Origin of the sequence: Streptomyces paradoxus, from assembly GCF_014202475.1 — a bacterium.
GTDB classification, from domain to species: domain Bacteria; phylum Actinomycetota; class Actinomycetes; order Streptomycetales; family Streptomycetaceae; genus Streptomyces; species Streptomyces paradoxus.
The window spans coordinates 153,251-170,032 of sequence record NZ_JACHGV010000001.1; the positions used below are offsets into that span (position 1 = coordinate 153,251).

The window sequence follows — 16,782 nt, forward strand, 5'->3', positions numbered from 1 at the left end:
GTCGTGGAGTGGTTCACCGCATCCGACTACTGGCTGACCCGGCTGGTCTTCCAGCGGGCGCTGGCCGCCGTGTATCTGGTGGCGTTCCTGACGGCGGCCCTCCAGTTCCGCGCGCTGATCGGGCGGCGCGGCATGCTGCCCGTGCCGCGCTTCGTGGAGCGGGTGCCGTTCAGGCGGGCGCCGAGCCTGTTCCAGTGGCACTACTCGGACCGCTTCTTCGCGCTCTGCGCCTGGGCGGGCTGCGCGGTGGCGGCGGCGCTGCTGGCCGGGGTGGACTCGCTGCTTCCGCTGTGGGGCGGCATGCTGCTGTGGCTCGTGCCGTGGGTGCTGTACCTGTCGATCGTCAACGTCGGACAGACCTGGTACTCGTTCGGCTGGGAGTCACTGCTGCTGGAGGTCGGCTTCCTCGCCGTGTTCCTCGGCAACGACGAGGTGGCGCCGCCGGTCGTGGTGCTGTTCCTGCTGCGGTGGATCCTGTTCCGCGTGGAGTTCGGCGCGGGGCTGATCAAGATGCGCGGCGACGCGTGCTGGCGCAAGCTCACCTGCCTGGACCACCATCACGAGACCCAGCCCATGCCGGGTCCGCTCAGCTGGTTCTTCCACCATCTGCCCAGGCCCCTGCACCGCGTCGAGGTGGCCGCGAACCATGTCACCCAGCTCGTGGTGCCGTTCGCGCTGTTCACCCCGCAGCCCGTCGCGACGGCCGCCGCGTCGCTGATGATCGTCACCCAGCTGTGGCTGGTGCTCTCGGGCAACTTCTCCTGGCTGAACTGGATCACGATCGTGCTGGCGCTGTCGGCGGTGCGCTTCCCGGCCGATCCGCCGGAGGTCCCCGACGCGCCGCTGTGGTTCGTGGTGGTGGTGCTCGCGGTGGCCACGCTGCTGCTGGGCCTCAGCTACCAGCCGGTGCGCAACATGCTGTCCCGCCGCCAGGTGATGAACCGCTCCTTCGACCCGCTCCACCTGGTCAACACCTACGGGGCGTTCGGCAGCGTGAGCCGGGTGCGGTACGAGGTGGTGGTGGAGGGCACCGCGGACGACGTGCCGCGTGCGGACTCGGGCTGGCTGGCGTACGAGTTCAAGGGCAAGCCCGGCGATCCCCGGCGCTGGCCCCGCCAGTTCGCGCCCTACCATCTGCGGCTCGACTGGCTGATGTGGTTCGCGGCCCTCTCCCCCGCCTACGCCGAGCCCTGGTTCGGGACGCTGGTGGAACGGCTGCTGGAGAACGACCGGGACACCCTGAGGCTGCTGCGCCGCTCGCCGTTCCCGCCGGACGAACCGCCGCGGTACGTGCGCGCCCGCCTGTTCCGTTACCGCTACACGACGTGGCGCGAGCTGCGGGAGACGGGCGCGTGCTGGGAGCGGACGTACGTACGGGACTTCCTGCCGCCGACGCGGCTGGCGGGGCCGGTTCAGAGGCCGTAGACGCGGGTGGCGGTGGCCTGGAGGATCTGCGGGTGGTCGTGCGGGTCGGTCAGCCGGCGGGTGAGGTCCAGGGTGCCGCCGTACGTCACCCCCAGGGTGGACACCGGCCAGTCCGAGCCGTACATCAGCCGGCCGGGCCCGAAGGCCTCCAGGGCGACGTCGGCGTAGGGGCGCAGGTCCTCGACGGTCCAGGAGGCGAGGTCGGCCTCGGTCACCAGGCCGGACAGTTTGGCGACCGTGTTGGGCAGGGCGGCGAGGGCGCGCAGCCCGGACGCCCAGGGTTCGAGGGTGCCGGAGGCGATGGGCGGTTTGCCCAGGTGGTCGAGGACGAAGGTGAGGCCGGGCAGGTCCGCGGCGGCCCGGACGCAGGCCGGGAGCTGGTGGGGCAGGACGACCAGGTCGTAGACCAGTCCGGCGTCGGCGACGGCGGCCAGTCCGCGCCGGACGTCAGGGCGCAGCAGCCACTCGGGGTCGGACTCGCCCTGGACCTGGTGGCGGATGCCCTTGAGGTAGTGCCCGCCGGGGAGGTCGCGCAGCCTGGCGAGTTCGTCGGCGGCGTCGGGGCGGGTGAGGTCGGTCCAGCCGACGACGCCCGCGATCAGGTCGTGCCCGGCGGCCAGGGCCAGGAATTCGGAGGTCTCCCCGGGGACGGTGACGGTCTGGACGAGGATGGTGCAGCCCACTCCGGCGGCTGCCGCCTCGGGTTCGAGATCCTTCACCGTGAAGTCGCGGCGCAGCGGCGCGAGTTCGGGGCCGGTGATCCAGTCCTGGTCCCGTACGGACAGGTCCCACACGTGGTGGTGGGCGTCGACCACGGTCATGACGGCAGCTCCCAGACGACGGGCAGGCCGGCGTCCGCGCCTTCGCCCGAGTAGTCGTGCACGACGTCCAGCAGTTCGGCCATGCGGGCCTGCCAGGCGACGTTCACCGGGAGTTTCTCCAGTTCGGCGAGGAGGCGGGCGTAGTCCTCGCACTCCAGGACGTGGAAGAGGTCCGTGCCGCTGCGCCAGATCGTCCAGGAGGTGGCGCCCGCGGCGCGGATGGCGTCGGTGAGTTCCTCCGGGACCTCACGGTGGGCGGCCTCGTACTCCGCGACGCGGTCGGCGCGGACCTTGGTGTGCAGGGCGACTCTCATGACGTCTCCTCGGCGGGGACCGGGGCGTCGGCGGGCAGCAGGCCCTTGGCGCGCAGGTCCTGCCAGAACCCGGTGGGTACCCGGGCGGCGAACTGGTGGGCGCAGTCGCGCACTTCGTGAGCGGAACGGGCGCCGACGAGGACGCTGGCGACGGCCGGGTGGGCGGCGCAGAAGGCCAGGGCGGCGGCGCGCAGCGTGGTGCCGTGGCGGTGGGCGACGGACTTCAGCCGCAGGGCCCGCTCGACCAGCTCGGAAGGCGCGGCGGTGTAGTTGTAGGTGGCCCCGGGTCCGGGGTTCGCCAGCAGGCCGGAGTTGAAGGCGCCGCCGATGACGACGGAGATGCCGCGTTCGTGGGCCGCGGGCAGCAGGCCGGTGAGGGCGCTCTGGTCGAGCAGCGTGTAGCGGCCGGCGCACAGGACCACGTCGACGTCGGTGTCGCGGACGAAGCGGGTGAGCATCTCCGCCTGGTTCATGCCGGCGCCGATCGCGCCGACCACGCCCTCGGAACGCAGTTTCTCCAGGGCCGGATAGCCCTCCCGAAAGGCCTCTTCGGCGTGCTCGTCGGGGTCGTGGAGGTAGACGACGTCGACCCGGTCGAGGCCGAGCCGGGCCAGGCTGGCCTCCAGGGTGCGGCGTACGCCGTCGGCGCTGAAGTCCCACACGCGGCGGTGGGTCGCGGGCACGGCGAAGCCGCCCGCCAGGTCGTCGCCGGTGCCGTCCGAGGGCTCCAGGCGGCGGCCCACCTTGGTGGAGATCGTGTACCGGTCGCGGGGGCGCTCGCGCAGGGCGGCGCCCAGGCGGCGTTCGGACAGGCCGAGGCCGTAGTGCGGTGCGGTGTCGAAGTAGCGGATGCCCCGCTGCCAGGCGGCGTCCACGGCCTCGTGCGCCTGCTCCTCGCCGACCTCGGTGTACAGGTTGCCGATGGCGGCGGCGCCGAAGGACAGGGCGCTGACCTTCACGCCGCTGCCGCCGAGCCGGTTCACCGGGCCACCGGGCGCAGCCGCAGGCCCTGCATGCCGCCGTCGACGGCGAGCGCGGTGCCGGTGGTGGCGCCGGACAGAGGGCTCGCCAGGTAGGCGATGGCGCCCGCGACCTCGGCCGGGGAGACCAGCCGGCCGGTGGGCTGGCGGGCCTCCAGGGCGGCCCGTTCGGCGGCCGGGTCGGGCGCGGCGTCGAGGAGGCGGCCGACCCACGGGGTGTCGACGGTGCCCGGGTTGACGCAGTTGACGCGGATGCCCTCGCGGACGTGGTCGGCGGCCATGGCGAGGGTGAGGGAGTACACGGCGCCCTTGGTCGCGCTGTACAGGGCGCGCTGCGGGAGGCCCGCGGTGGCGGCGATGGAGCAGGTGTTGACGATCGCCGCGTGCCTGGAGGCGCGCAGGTGGGGCAGGCAGGCGCGGGCGGTGCGGACCATGCCGAGCACGTTGACGTCGTAGACGCGGTGCCACTCGTCGTCGGGGTTGTCCTCGACGGTGCCCTGGGCGCCGATGCCCGCGTTGTTCACCAGCACGTCGAGGGCGCCGCCGAGGCCGGCGACCGCGGCCGTGACGGCCTGGCGCACGGACGCGTCGTCGGTGACGTCCGCGCGGTGGGCGAGCAGCGGCTTGTCGACGGACGACGGGTCCAGGTCGAGGACGGCGACCTGGGCGCCGCGCTCGGCGAGGAGCTCGGCGGTGGCCCGGCCGATGCCGGAGGCGCCGCCCGTCACCAGGGCTGTCAGACCCTCGAAGTCGCTCATTCGGCCTGCTCCCTCTTCGTGTCGTCGAGGTCGGCGGCCCAGAACGCGCCGCCCGGGTAGGTGTACCGCGCCAGCGACTCGGGGCGCATGGCCGCCGAGAAGCCGGGCGCGGTGGGTGCCGTGTAGTGACCTTCGCGGATCACCACCGGGTCGAGGAAGTGGTCGTGCAGATGGTCGACGTATTCGATGACGCGGTCCTGGGTGGTGCCGGTGAGGGCCACGTAGTCGAACATCGACAGGTGCTGGACGAGTTCGCACAGGCCGACGCCGCCCGCGTGCGGGCAGACCGGCACGCCGGACTTGGCCGCGAGCAGCAGGATCGCGAGGTTCTCGGGGACGCCGCCGACCCGGGCCGCGTCGATCTGGACGACGTCGAGCGCGCCGGCCTGGAGGAGCTGTTTGAAGACGATCCGGTTCTGCACGTGTTCGCCCGTGGCGACCTTCACGGGGGCGACGGCCCGGCGGATCGCCGCGTGGCCGAGGACGTCGTCGGGGCTGGTGGGCTCCTCGATCCAGTACGGGTCGAACTCGGCGAGGGCCTTGGTCCAGCGGATGGCCTCGTCCACGTCCCAGCGCTGGTTGGCGTCGACGGCCATCCGGACGTCCGGCCCGATGACCGACCGCGCCACGCGGCAGCGGCGGATGTCGTCGTCGAGATCGGCGCCGACCTTGAGTTTGATCTGCCGGAAGCCGTCGGCGACGGCTTGGGCCGCGAGCCGGGTGAGTTTTTCGTCGTCGTAGCCGAGCCAGCCGGGCGAGGTGGTGTAGGCGGGGTATCCGCGCTCCAGCAGGCGGGCCGTGCGCTCCTTCGCGCCCTGCCGGCCCCGGCGCAGGAGGGTCAGGGCCTCCTCGGGGGTGAGCGCGTCGGTGAGGTAGCGGAAGTCGACCTGGCGCACGATCCATTCGGGTTCGGCCTCGGCGAGCAGCCGCCACAGCGGCAGTCCGGCTCGCTTGGCGGCCAGGTCCCACACGGCGTTGACGACGGCGCCGATCGCCATGTGCATCACGCCCTTCTCGGGTCCGAGCCAGCGCAGCTGGCTGTCGCCGATCAGGTCGCGGTTCAGGGTGGAGGGGTCGGCGCACAGCTCGTCCAGGCCGCGGCCGACCAGGTGTCCGCGCAGCGCCTCGATCGCGGCGACCTGGACCTCGTTGCCCCGCCCGATGGTGAAGGCGAATCCGTGCCCCTCGTGCCCGTCGGGCGCGTCCGTGCGCAGGACGACGTAGGCCGCCGAGTAGTCGGGGTCCGGGTTCATCGCGTCGGAGCCGTCGAGTTCCCGTGAGGTGGGGAAGCGGATGTCGTGGGTGTCGACCGCGGTGATGCGGGCGGGCGTCGGGGACACGGAGGGCCTTTCGGTCGGGTGCAGGGGGCGGGCCGGTCAGTCCTGAGCTCGGCCGGTGGTGACCCGGGCGATCATGAGGGCGACCAGGATGATCCCGCCGTAGATGGCCTGGATCCAGAACGACGGGACCTGCGCGAGGGTGAGCAGGTTCTGTACGACACCCAGAAGGAGTACGCCGGTGAGGGCGCCGAACATGGTGCCCTTGCCGCCGTCGAGGGCGATGCCGCCGATCACCGCGGCCGCGAACACCGTGAAGATCATGTTCTGGCCCTGGTTGGCGCTGATCGCGCCGACGTAGCCGGTCTGCATGATGCCGCCGACCGCGGCGAGGACGCCCGCGACGACGAACACGCCGAGCATGACGCGCTCCACGCGGATGCCCGCCGCCCGGGCCGCGTCCGCGTTGCCGCCGATGGCGTACAGGGCGCGCCCGACCCGGTGGTACTTCAGGACCAGCCCGGCGACCGCGAAGGCGATCGCGGCGAGCCACACCGACAGCGGGACGGTGAGGAAGGTGGTGGTGGCCAGCGAGTAGAAGCTGTCGGGCATGCCGAACAGCGTCTTGCCCTTGGTCGCGCCGACCAGCAGGCCGCGCAGCACGATCAGCATCGCCAGCGTCACGATGAACGCGTTGAGCTTGAACTTCACCACCAGGACGCCGTTGAAGGCGCCGACGGCCGCGCCCGCGACCAGGACGGCGACCAGGGCCAGGGCGGCGGGGAGTTCGGTGCCCCAGCCGGACTGGGCGGCGGGCAGCACGAGCAGCGCCCCTACGGCGGGCGCGATGCCGACGACCGATTCCAGGGACAGGTCGAACTTGCCGGTGATCAGGACGAGCGACTCGGCGAGCACGACCATCGCGAGGGCGGCGGAGGCGCCGAGGATCGAGATCAGGTTTCGCTCGGTGAGGAACGAGTCGTTGACGATCGTGCCGAGCACCATGAGCAGCAACAGGGCCGGTAGGAGGGCCAGTTCGCGGGCCCGGCGCAGCAGCACGGTCCGCGCCGACCCGGCGCCGGTCACGAGCACCGGCTTCACCGGCGGGGCCTTGGTGTCAGCCATGGTCCACTCCTTCGATGGAGGCGATGAGCTCGTGGTCGCGCCACCCCGCCGGGTGTTCCGCGACGACACGGCCGTGGAAGAGCACGAGGACCCGGTCGCAGCGCCTCAGGTCGTCGAGTTCGTCGGAGACGACGAGGACGGCGGTGCCGTCCTCGCGGGCGCTGTCGACACGGGCGAGCAGGGACTCCTTGGACTTCACGTCGACTCCCGCGGTGGGGTTGACGAGGACCAGGAGCCGGGGGTCGGAGGCGAGGGCCCGGGCCATGACGACCTTCTGCGCGTTGCCGCCGGACAGGTCCGAGACGGGCTGCTCGGGGCCTTCGGCGTGGATGTCGAGCCGTTCGATCAGCCCGGTGGCGACACCGCGTTTGCGGTCGGGGCCGACGAACCCGAAGCGGCCGAGCCGGTCCAGGACGCTGAGGGTGGCGTTGTCGCCGATGGACATGCCGAAGACCAGGCCCTGTTCGTGCCGGTCGCGGGGCACGAAGCCGACCCCCGCCGCGAGGGCTCCGCGGACATCGCCGAACGGGAGCGGCGCCCCGTCCAGCCGGGCCGTACCGCCGGTGGGTGTGTGCAGTCCGGTGAACGTCTCGGCCAGCTCGATCTTGCCGCTGGCGCTGGACCCGGCGAGCCCGACGACCTCCCCGCGGCGGACGGTGAGGTCGACGTTCTCGTACGCCGCCGAACGCAGGCCGCGGACGTCGAGGAGTACGGGCCCCGCGGCCTCGGCGGCCCGCTGCCGCTCGGCCGCCTCGGCGATCGTCTCCCCCGCCATGGCCTCCACCAGCGCCTGGCGCGGGAGGTCGGCGACCGGCGCGGTGGTGATCCAGCGGGCGTCGCGCAGGACCGTGACGGTCTGGCAGACCTCGTAGACCTCCTGGAGGTGGTGGGAGATGAACAGGAAGGTGACGCCCGAGTCCTGGAGGGCCCGCATGCGGGTGAAGAGGCGTTCGATCTCCCGGTTGTCGAGCTGGGCGGTGGGTTCGTCCAGGACGATGAAGCGGGCGCCGAAGCTCAGCGCCCGGGCGATCTCCACCATCTGCCGGTCCTCGACCTTGAGGTCGGCGGTGCGGGCCCCGGGGTCGACGCGCACGTCCCAGGTGTCGAGGAGGGCGGCTGCCTCGGACTTCAGGCGGCGCCAGCTGATGAAGCCCCGGTGCAGCGGCTGCCGGTTGATGAACAGGTTCTCGGCGACGGTCAGTTCGGGGACGACCGTCGGGTGCTGGTAGACGCAGGCGACCTTGCGGCGCCAGGCGTCCCGGTCGGTGAGCGGGGGCGCGGGCTCGCCGTCGAAGCGGACGGTTCCCTCGTCGGGTGCCTGGAGGCCGGTGAGGATGCGGACCAGGGTCGACTTGCCGGCGCCGTTGCGGCCGACGAGGGCGTGGGACTCGCCCGGCAGGACGGTGAGCCGCCCGTCGGCGAGTGCGGTGGTGGGGCCGTAGCGCTTGACCACGCCCCGTGCCTCGGCAAGTGGGGTGCTCATTCGACCGTGTTGCCCCAGAGCCCGGGGTCGTCGACGTTGTCCTTGGTGACCAGCGGGGCGGGCAGCTGGTCCTCCAGGATGCCACTGGGCAGCTTGACGATCGTCGAGTCGTGGTCGGTCGGGCCCGGCTTGAACGTCTTCCCCTGCATGGCCGCCTTGATGTAGTACATGCCGTACTTGGCGTAGGCGTCGGCGGGCTGGGAGACGGTCGCGTCGATCTCGCCCTTGCGGATCGCGTCGAACTCCTGCGGGATGCCGTCGTTGGAGACGATGGCGATGTGCCCCGGCTGCCCGGCCTTCTTCAGCATTCCCTTGGACTTGAGGGTCTGGAGCGTCGGGGCGAGGTAGACGCCGCCCGCCTGCAGGTAGATGCCCTTGATGTCGGGGTTGGCGTTGAGGAGGGTGTCGAGTTTGGAGGCCGCGGTGTCGGACTCCCACTTGGCCGGGATCTCCAGCACCTTCAGCTTGGGGAAGTTCTTCTTCACGCAGGCACGGAACGCCTCGGAGCGGTCGCGGCCGTTGACCGAGGCGAGGTCGCCCATGATCTGCACGACCTTGCCGGAGGTGATGTGCTCGCCGAGGTACCGGCAGGCCTTCTCGCCGTAGGCGACGTTGTTCGCCCGGACCACCATGGCGACCTTGCCCTTGTCGGGCGCCACGTCCACGGCGACGACCGGCACGCCCTTGCGTTCGGCCTGGTCCAGGCCGGCCTCGATGGCGGCGCTGTCCAGGGGGGCGACGACCAGGCCCTTGACGCCCTGGTTGAGCTGGTTGTTGATGTCGGTGATCTGTTGCGAGGGGTCGCTGTTGGAGTTGACGGTCTTCAGCGCCTCCACGCCCTCGGACTTCGCCATCTTCGGTACGTAGTCGTTGTACGACTGCCAGAACGGCGAGGTCAGCAGGGGCAGCACCACCCCGACCTTGCCGGTGCCGTCACCGCCTCCCGCCCCGGAGGCGCCGGTGTCCTTGGTGCTGCCGCAGGCGGCGAGCACCAGGGACGCTCCGGTGGCCAGGGCCACCGCGCCGAGCATCCGGGACGTGTTCCGCTTCCGCACTGTGCTTCCGGGCATCTCAGGGGGCTCCCATCGACCGGGTGTTCCAGCAGATGCCCGCATACTTATCAGACCACTCCACCGCCAGAACACCCTCATGCGGCGGTTTTCCGCGCTCTCGACCCATAGTGGTCCGACCACTCTGATGGTTAGACTGCGCCGGAGCGCTGTGATCGGAGGAGTGGCGTGGACGACGGGTCAGCCCCGCAGAAGGGCACAGTGACGCAGCGCGCCATCGAGCGGATCAAGGCGATGATCGGCGAGGGCCGGCTGGAGCCGGGGCAGCGGCTGCCCACCGAGCGCGATCTGGCCGCCCAGCTCGGCATCTCCCGCAGCTCGATGCGGGAGGCGATTCGCGCGCTCACGGTGCTGGGCGTGCTGGAGGCCCGGCACGGCTCGGGCATCTACGTCACCCGGCTGGAGGCCGGTGACCTGCTGGAGACCTTCGGTGTCGTGGCGGACCTGTCGCGCGGCCCGCAACTGGTGGAGCTGCTGGAGATCCGGCGGGTCCTGGAATCGACGGCGACGGCACTGGCCGCCGCGCGGATCACCGCGGACCAGCTGGCCGAGGTGGAGAAGCACCTGACGGCGATGAACGCCACGGACGATCCGGAGGAGATCCTCGCCCACGACCTCGCCTTCCACCGGGAGATCGCGGCGGCCGCGGGCAACGAGACCATGGCCGCCATCCTGGAGGGCCTGTCGTCCCGGACGTTCCGCGCCCGCGTCTGGCGCGGGTACCAGGAGGAGGGCGCCTTCGCCCGCACCCGCCGCGAGCACGCGGCCATCCACCGCGCCCTGGTGGCCCGCGACCCGGAGGCGGCCCGCGCGGCGGCGGCCGCGCACGTCGGCGAGGTGGAGGAATGGCTGCGAGCACAGCTCGGGCCCTAGGCGAAGCCCAGGGCCCGGCGCTCCTTGCTTACTTGAACTGGCCGGGCTGGTAGTCGCCCGCCGGCTGCTCCAGCATGACGTTCAGCCGGTTCGCTGTGTTCATGAACGCGATGAGGGTGACCAGCGCCATGAGCTGTTCCTCGTCGTAGTGCTTGGCGGCCCGCTCCCACACCTCGTCCGGGACGCCGCCGGCCCCGTCCGCGATCCGGGTGCCCTGCTCGGCCAGTTCCAGCGCGGCGCGCTCGGCGTCGGTGAAGACCGTGGCCTCCCGCCACGCCGCGACCAGATGGAGACGTACGGCGCTCTCGCCGGCGGCGGTGGCCTCCTTGGTGTGCATGTCGATGCAGACCGCGCATCCGTTGATCTGGCTGGTACGGAGCGAGACCAGTTCCCGGGTGGCGGCCGGCAGCGGTGACTCCACGACCAGCCGCCCCAGGGAGTAGAACTGCTTGATGAGCTTGCTCGCGCTCGGGATGGCGAAGACGTCCAGTCGTGCGCTCATGGTGAGCTCCTCTGCCGTTGTCGGTGCGGACACCCCTATGAGGCAGCGGCTCGTCGCGATGTGACACGGCCGAATGTGACCTGCGTCTCCCTCTGCCTCCAGGTGAATTGACCTGACCCGTTGGTGACGCGGCTGATCGGTGGGTGGCCGCCGAGTGCGGTGCCGCCTGATCTGCGAGCGGGCGTTCCAGCAGGTCCGTCACCTCGACACCGGCGACCTCGAACCCGGCCTACCCTCCCGCACGCGCCGGGGTCACACTGAACCGTATGCGGCTTCGGGGCACCGCCTGCGCGGCCGCCGGACTGCTGCTGGCCGTCGCGACGGGCTGCACCGGCGGTGCGGAGGACGGCGCGCCCGCGCCATCCCCGGCGCCGGCCCGGACCACCGGCGAGAGCCCCCGCGCCACGCCCACCCCCACCCCGGCCGACCCCGTCTCCCTCCCGGCGTTGATGCAGCGCGAGCACACCGGCTCCGGGCTGCGTCTGGGCGACGTGCTCGACCGGAACTCCGCCTACACCCGCTACGCCGTCACCTACGAGGCGAACGGGCTGACCATCTCCGGGATCATGAACATCCCCGAGGGCAAGGGCCCCTTCCCGGCGCTGGTGCTGGCGCACGGATACATCGACCCGGACGTCTACGTCAGCGGCCAGGGCATGCCGCGCGAGCAGGACCGCCTGGCCCGCAGTGGCCATGTCGTCCTGCACACCGACTACCGCAACCACGCCCGCTCCGACAAGGACCCGGACAACGACGTCGACCTGCGGCTCGGCTACACCGAGGACGTCATCGGTGCCGCCCTGGCCCTGCGGATCTCGGGGCGCCCCGAGATCGACGGCGACCGGATCGGCCTGTTCGGCCGGTCGATGGGCGGCGGGGTCGTGTACAACACCCTGGTCGTGGCGCCCGGCCTGTTCGACGCGGCGGTCGCCTACGCGCCGGTGAGCGCCCGGCCGCAGGAGAACATCGACCACTTCCAGCGGCCCGACGGCGATCCCCTCGTCGCCGAGATCGAGGAGAAGCACGGCACGCCCGAGGAGGACCCGGCGTTCTGGCGCGGCGTCTCGCCGCTGACCTACGCCGACCGCGTCAGCGAACCCCTGCTGATCCAGCACGGCACCGCGGACGGCACCTGCCCCCTGGCCTGGTCGCGGGAGGCCGCCGCAGCGTTCGGGGAGGCCGGCAAGGACGTCGAACTCCGCACGGTCCCCGGCGAGGGCCACACGTTCGGGCCGCGGTGGGCGGCCGAGATGGACGTCACCGAGGCCTTCTTCGCGCGCCATCTGCGCTGAGCAGGCCCCATCAGGCCCGGGTCCACCGCATTGATCCGGCACCGGCACGGCCGGCGGCCTCGACGCGCGCTCCCGGCCGGTGCAGAGTTCTCCCTACGTACTCGTCAGTAAGTCCGCGCATCCCCCTCCGACTCCCCTCCGATTCCCTCCGAGGAGCCGCTGTGAACACCTGGGCCGGCCGCACCGCCGCCGAGATATCCGCCGCCGTCCGCGAGAAGCGGGTCACTCCCCGCGAGGTGGTCGCCGAGCACCTCGCCCGCATCGAGCGGCTGGACGGCCGCGTGGGTGCCTTCCGCACGGTGCGCGCCGAGGCGGCCCTGGCCGAGGCCGACGAGGTCGCGGCCCGCGGCGACTTCGCCGAACTGCCCCTGGCCGGAGTGCCTGTGGCCGTCAAGGACAACCTCGCGGTGCGCGGCGAGTCCACCCGCATCGGCTCGGCGGCGACACCGGACACCCCGGCCGCGCAGGACCATGTGACGGTGGCCCGGCTGCGGGCGGCGGGCGCGGTGGTCGTGGGGCTGACGCACGTGCCCGAACTGTGCGTCTTCGGCACGACCGACGGCGTGCTGGGCATCGCCCGCAACCCCTGGGACCCGGCGCGTTCCGCGGGCGGATCGTCGGGGGGCAGCGCGGCCGCCGTCGCCGCCGGGATGGTGCCGATCGCCCTCGGCAACGACGGCATGGGCTCCCTGCGCATACCCGCCGCCAACTGCGGCCTGGTCACCATCAAGCCGGGCCGGGGAGTCGTCCCGGCGGGCGAGGGCAGCACCTGGTTCGGCATGGCGGAGCACGGCCCGCTCGCCACGACCGTCGAGGACGCCCGTCTGATGCTCTCGGTCCTCGCCGGCACGGCGCCGGCGACCCGTTCCGAGCCCGGCACCCCGAGGATCGCCGTGTCGCTGCGCAGCCCGCTGGCCGGCGTCACGGTCAGCCGCCCGTACGCGGCGGCCGCCCGGGACGCGGCCGGGCTGCTGATGCGGGCCGGGTACCAGGTCCGGCGCGCCGACCCGCCCTACCCGGTGTCCCTCGCCGCGACCTCGCTGATCCACTGGACGGCGGGCGCGGCCGCGGACGCCCAGCCGCTCGACCCCCGCCTGCTGACCCGGCGCACCCGCGTCCACGCCCGAGTCGGCCGTCCGTTCATCGACGCCGTGCGCTCCGGGGCGAGCAGGGAGAAGCTCCGGCGGCGGCTGGAGCCGTTCTTCACCGAGTACGACGTGCTGCTCACCCCGGCACTGGCACGCCGCTCCCCCAAGGCCGGGCCCTGGCACGAGCGGGGCTGGCTGAGCAACCTGCTGGCCAACACGAACTACTCGCCCCTGACGCCCCCGTGGAACCTGACCGGCTGGCCCGCCATGGCGGTCCCCTGCGGAACCCTGCCCTCCGGTGCCCCCTGCGCCGTGCAGCTGGTGGGGCGGCCGGGCTCGGAGTCCCAACTCCTCGATCTGGCAGGCCGGCTGGAGGAACGTAATCCGTGGCAGCGCACGGCGCCGATGGACTAAGATCGGCCGGGTGACTGCCGGGTCGGCCGTAGGCCATGCACGAGTGAGGCGCCCGGCCTCGGCGTGAGCGCGGCGGGGGTGACCCCGCCCGGGCTCGTCCGAGAGCCGGAAAGGGCACGCGCCCCGCCTCTCGTCTCCGTGTCCTCATCCCCTCGCGCCTCAGCGGCGCTTCACCACGGACCTCACACGACCCGGAGACGAACCCACTCATGTCCCCCGTTCAGCCTGCCCTGCCCACCACCGTCGCCCGCCTCGACCACACCGCCGTCTACGCCTCGGACCGCCAGTTGTCGGCCGAGTTCCTGGCGGCCGTCCTCGGCCTGGAGGTCGGGGCCCCCTTCGGCCCCTTCCTGCCCGTGGACCTGGGCAACGGGGTGACCCTGGACTACTACGAGAAGCGCGACGAGCCCGTCCAGCCGCAGCACTACGCGTTCCTCGTGCCCGATGCGCAGTTCGACGCCATGATCGCCCGGCTGGAGGCGCTCGGCGTCACCTACTACGCCGATCCGAACCACACCGCGCCGGGCCGGGTCAACGACCTCTTCGGGGGGCGCGGCGCCTACTTCGACGACCCGGACGGCCACAACATGGAGATCATGACCCGCCCGTACGCCCGGCCCTGACGGCCGCCCCGGGGCAGCAGCCGCCCCTGGAGTTCGCTACAGCGCCCGGTACATGATGTGCAGCCCCACCGGGCCGTGCCGGGGGTGGTCGAAGGCGGCCGGGACCGTGCCGAGGATCGTGAAGCCGAGGGACGTCCACAGCTTCACCGCCGGGTTGGTCTCGACGACGGCGTTGAACACCATGCCCCGGTAACCGGCGGCCCGGGCTTCGGTCAGCAGGTGTCCCGCCAGGGCCCGTCCGTAGCCCCGGCCGCCGCGGCCCGGGTCGACCATGAAGCCGGCGTTGGCGATGCGGGCGGCGGGGCCACCGTAGTTGGGGGTGAGGTAGGCGGAGGCGACGACGGCACCGCTGTCGTCCTCGACGACGTAGACGCGTTTCGCCGGGCTCATCCACAGGACCCGGGCCTCCTCCTCGGAGGTGCCCGGGTCCCATGCGTAGGTCTCGCCCGCGGCGACGATGCGGTGCCAGAAGGGCCAGATGCGAGGCCAGTCGTCAGCCGTTGCTTCCCTGATCAGCATGGGTGCGAGTCTGGCACGCCCATGCTCTCGGCGATCGCGGTGGGGGCTGCCCGCTCAGTCGACGCTGGGCAGGATGTGGGGCTCCGCGAGGTCTTCCTCGTAGCCCGCGAGGCGGATCGGGGCCGAACGGGCCCACACGTCGAGGCTGCCGAGCTCGTCGACCCGTCGGCCGGCGCGCTCGCCGCGTTCCTTGGGGCGCTGATCGCGATTCGTCTTCTCCGGTGTCACCGCGCACTCCTTATGTGTCGGTCACCCTCGGGACGTACGCGCCGGTCCTGCTGCGCCTGACGCCCGCTCGGGCCTCTATGTCAAATGCAGTTCGGACGCGGTGGCGCCGGTCGACTCACGGGAGAGCAGGCCGTGGTGAACCGGCTGGTCCCATGACGGACCGTGGGTGTGGGTAGGACCCCGTGCTGCTGTCCGTCCGCATCAGACTAACCAAATGAGCGGGGCCCCGCTCTATGGGGCTGAAAACAGCCGGTAACGATCGCGCGTCAGACGGCGTTCAACTCCCGTTTACGTACCGATTTGTACGCAGGCGAGCGTTTTGCAGATCACCCGAACGGCGTATGTCGGCGACGGCGCAGACCGGACGGCCCTTGACAGCCCGTCACGGGACGGGGGCGACTACCACTTCCCGGGCGCGTAGTCCTTCATGAAGACGCCGTACAGGTCCTCTCCCGCCTCACCCCGCACGATGGGGTCGTAGACCCGGGCCGCTCCGTCGACGAGGTCCAGCGGCGCGTGAAAGCCGGCCTCGGCGAGCCGCAGCTTGTCGTAGTGCGGCCGCTCGTCCGTGATCCAGCCCGTGTCGACCGAGGTCATCAGGATGCCGTCGGTCTGGAACATCTCCTGGGCGCTGGTGCGCGTGACCATGTTCATCGCGGCCTTCGCGGCATTGGTGTTCGGATGCCCGGCGCCCTTGTAGCCGCGCCCGAAGACCCCTTCCATCGCGGACACGTTCACGACGTAGGCGCGCCCGCTCTCCGCCTTCTTCGCGGCCTCGGCCATGGCCGGCCGCAGCTTGCTGATCAGGATGAACGGCGCCGTGTAGTTGCACAGCTGGGTCTCCAGCAGCTCGACGGGCGAGATCTGCTCGATCGTCTGCACCCAGGTGTTGGAGTCGACCACGTCGGGCACCAGCCCGCCCGCGTCGATCGCCGTGCCGTCCAGGTGCCGTTCGACGCTGGCGTTGCCCGCCACCAGGGCGAGGTCGGCGACCTGCTGGGCATCGAGCCCGCTCGTGCCGAGGGGCAGCGCGGCGATGCCGTCGACCGCACCGGAGTTGAAGGCACCGATGACGTGGTGGGCGGGGAGCTCTCCGGCGGGCAGCGGGGCGCTCTCGCCCTCGACCAGCGCGGCGTAGGCGGAGGGCAGGCGGCGCACGGTCTGCGTCGCGTTGTTGACGAGGATGTCGAGCGGGCCCGCCTCGGCGACCTGGTCGGCGAGGGCCACGGCCTGGGCCGGGTCGCGCAGGTCGATGCCGACGACCTCCAGGCGGTGCATCCAGTCCCCGGAGTCGTCCATCGCCTTGAAGCGGCGGATGGCGTCCTTCGGGAAGCGCGTGGTGATCGTGGTGTGCGCACCGTCGCGCAGCAGCCGCAGCGCGATGTACATGCCGATCTTGGCCCGGCCGCCGGTGAGCAGCGCGCGCTTGCCGGTGAGGTCGGCGCGGACGTCGCGCTTCTCGCGGTTCACGCGGGCGCAGTCCGGACAGAGCTGGTGGTAGAAGTAGTCGACTTCCACGTACCGGGTCTTGCAGGTGTAGCAGGAGCGCGGGCGCTGGAGTATCCCCGCGATCCTGCCCTGCTCGGTGTTCGACGACGGCAGCAGGCCCTCGGTCTCGTCGTCGATGCGCTGGGCGGAGCCGGTCGCCGTGGCCTCCGTGACCGCCTTGTCGTGAGCGGTCTTGGCCGCCCGGCGCTCCTGGCGGCGGCGCTGCTTGACCGTGCGGTAGACGCCCGCGGTGGCCCGGCGCACCGCGATGGCGTCCGGATGGTCGACCTCCAGCTTGTCGAGTTCCTCGAGCACGCTGAGGCAGACGGCCAGGCGTTCCGGGTCGATGCCGGGTCCGTACGAGAGCCCGCTCGCCTCGTCCATGGCCTGCGGGCCGTCCTCTGTCACCGTCATCGCCGCTGTCGTTCCCTGCTCTGCCGTCGCGGTGCGCCGGTCGCGCCCGCTTTCGAAGGGCGAATTCTACGGAGCGCCGGGCCGCACC

General features: G+C 72.0%; 17 protein-coding genes. 5 read left to right on the plus strand and 12 right to left on the minus strand.

Going from position 1 to position 16,782, the window contains the following annotated elements:
* The first annotated feature begins 3 nt into the window (after window positions 1-3).
* Complete coding sequence (locus HNR57_RS00765; RefSeq protein WP_184554254.1) at window positions 4-1,425, plus strand: lipase maturation factor family protein; 1,422 nt, start codon at window positions 4-6, stop codon at window positions 1,423-1,425.
* On the opposite strand, the gene HNR57_RS00770 is transcribed toward HNR57_RS00765, so the two are convergent.
* From HNR57_RS00770 to HNR57_RS00805, 8 genes are read right to left on the minus strand one after another with little or no spacing between them, the layout of a single operon-like run.
* Entirely contained in the window at window positions 1,413-2,246 is an 834-nt protein-coding gene (locus HNR57_RS00770) for an amidohydrolase family protein (RefSeq protein ID WP_184554257.1), read from the minus strand. The genes HNR57_RS00765 and HNR57_RS00770 overlap by 13 nt on opposite strands.
* Complete coding sequence (locus HNR57_RS00775) at window positions 2,243-2,560, minus strand: L-rhamnose mutarotase (protein ID WP_184554260.1); 318 nt, start codon at window positions 2,558-2,560, stop codon at window positions 2,243-2,245. The genes HNR57_RS00770 and HNR57_RS00775 overlap by 4 nt, the downstream gene beginning before the upstream one ends.
* On the minus strand, window positions 2,557-3,543 hold the full coding sequence (locus tag HNR57_RS00780) for an aldo/keto reductase (RefSeq protein WP_184554263.1): 987 nt from the start codon (window positions 3,541-3,543) through the stop codon (window positions 2,557-2,559). Before HNR57_RS00780 ends, HNR57_RS00775 begins: the two co-directional genes overlap by 4 nt.
* Window positions 3,540-4,298 (minus strand): SDR family NAD(P)-dependent oxidoreductase, encoded by a 759-nt coding sequence (locus HNR57_RS00785; RefSeq protein ID WP_184554266.1) that lies wholly within the window; start codon window positions 4,296-4,298, stop codon window positions 3,540-3,542. Before HNR57_RS00785 ends, HNR57_RS00780 begins: the two co-directional genes overlap by 4 nt.
* Window positions 4,295-5,638, minus strand: a complete 1,344-nt coding sequence (locus tag HNR57_RS00790) for an L-fuconate dehydratase (protein WP_184554268.1) — start codon at window positions 5,636-5,638, stop codon at window positions 4,295-4,297. The genes HNR57_RS00785 and HNR57_RS00790 overlap by 4 nt, the downstream gene beginning before the upstream one ends.
* Window positions 5,639-5,674: 36 nt before the next feature.
* On the minus strand, window positions 5,675-6,700 hold the full coding sequence (locus HNR57_RS00795) for an ABC transporter permease (RefSeq protein ID WP_184554271.1): 1,026 nt from the start codon (window positions 6,698-6,700) through the stop codon (window positions 5,675-5,677).
* Window positions 6,693-8,183, minus strand: a complete 1,491-nt coding sequence (locus HNR57_RS00800) for a sugar ABC transporter ATP-binding protein (protein WP_184554274.1) — start codon at window positions 8,181-8,183, stop codon at window positions 6,693-6,695. The genes HNR57_RS00795 and HNR57_RS00800 overlap by 8 nt, the downstream gene beginning before the upstream one ends.
* Entirely contained in the window at window positions 8,180-9,253 is a 1,074-nt protein-coding gene (locus HNR57_RS00805; RefSeq protein ID WP_184554276.1) for a sugar ABC transporter substrate-binding protein, read from the minus strand. Before HNR57_RS00805 ends, HNR57_RS00800 begins: the two co-directional genes overlap by 4 nt.
* A 168-nt stretch (window positions 9,254-9,421) precedes the next feature.
* On the opposite strand from HNR57_RS00805, the gene HNR57_RS00810 reads away from it, so the two are divergent.
* Entirely contained in the window at window positions 9,422-10,126 is a 705-nt protein-coding gene (locus HNR57_RS00810; RefSeq protein WP_184554280.1) for a FadR/GntR family transcriptional regulator, read from the plus strand.
* Between the two features lie 28 nt (window positions 10,127-10,154).
* On the opposite strand, the gene HNR57_RS00815 is transcribed toward HNR57_RS00810, so the two are convergent.
* The gene (locus HNR57_RS00815; protein WP_184554282.1) at window positions 10,155-10,628 is read right to left on the minus strand and encodes a carboxymuconolactone decarboxylase family protein; all 474 of its coding nucleotides are present in this window, start codon (window positions 10,626-10,628) and stop codon (window positions 10,155-10,157) included.
* A 266-nt stretch (window positions 10,629-10,894) separates the two neighbouring features.
* Between HNR57_RS00815 and HNR57_RS00820 the strand changes: the two genes are divergently transcribed.
* From HNR57_RS00820 to HNR57_RS00830, 3 genes are all read left to right on the plus strand, one after another.
* Window positions 10,895-11,920, plus strand: a complete 1,026-nt coding sequence (locus HNR57_RS00820; RefSeq protein ID WP_184554284.1) for an alpha/beta hydrolase family protein — start codon at window positions 10,895-10,897, stop codon at window positions 11,918-11,920.
* Window positions 11,921-12,081: 161 nt separating this feature from the next.
* Entirely contained in the window at window positions 12,082-13,422 is a 1,341-nt protein-coding gene (locus HNR57_RS00825) for an amidase (RefSeq protein WP_184554287.1), read from the plus strand.
* A gap of 209 nt (window positions 13,423-13,631) precedes the next feature.
* Window positions 13,632-14,045 carry a VOC family protein gene (locus tag HNR57_RS00830; RefSeq protein WP_184554289.1) on the plus strand — a complete coding sequence of 138 codons (414 nt, stop codon included), beginning with the start codon at window positions 13,632-13,634 and terminating at the stop codon, window positions 14,043-14,045.
* A 36-nt stretch (window positions 14,046-14,081) separates the two neighbouring features.
* On the opposite strand, the gene HNR57_RS00835 is transcribed toward HNR57_RS00830, so the two are convergent.
* From HNR57_RS00835 to HNR57_RS00845, 3 genes are all read right to left on the minus strand, one after another.
* Window positions 14,082-14,564, minus strand: a complete 483-nt coding sequence (locus tag HNR57_RS00835) for a GNAT family N-acetyltransferase (protein WP_184554292.1) — start codon at window positions 14,562-14,564, stop codon at window positions 14,082-14,084.
* A 54-nt stretch (window positions 14,565-14,618) separates the two neighbouring features.
* Window positions 14,619-14,792, minus strand: a complete 174-nt coding sequence (locus HNR57_RS00840; protein ID WP_102913158.1) for a hypothetical protein — start codon at window positions 14,790-14,792, stop codon at window positions 14,619-14,621.
* Between the two features lie 399 nt (window positions 14,793-15,191).
* Window positions 15,192-16,694: an SDR family NAD(P)-dependent oxidoreductase gene (locus HNR57_RS00845; RefSeq protein ID WP_184554294.1), complete on the minus strand. Its 1,503-nt coding sequence runs from the start codon at window positions 16,692-16,694 to the stop codon at window positions 15,192-15,194.
* Window positions 16,695-16,782 lie beyond the last annotated feature (88 nt).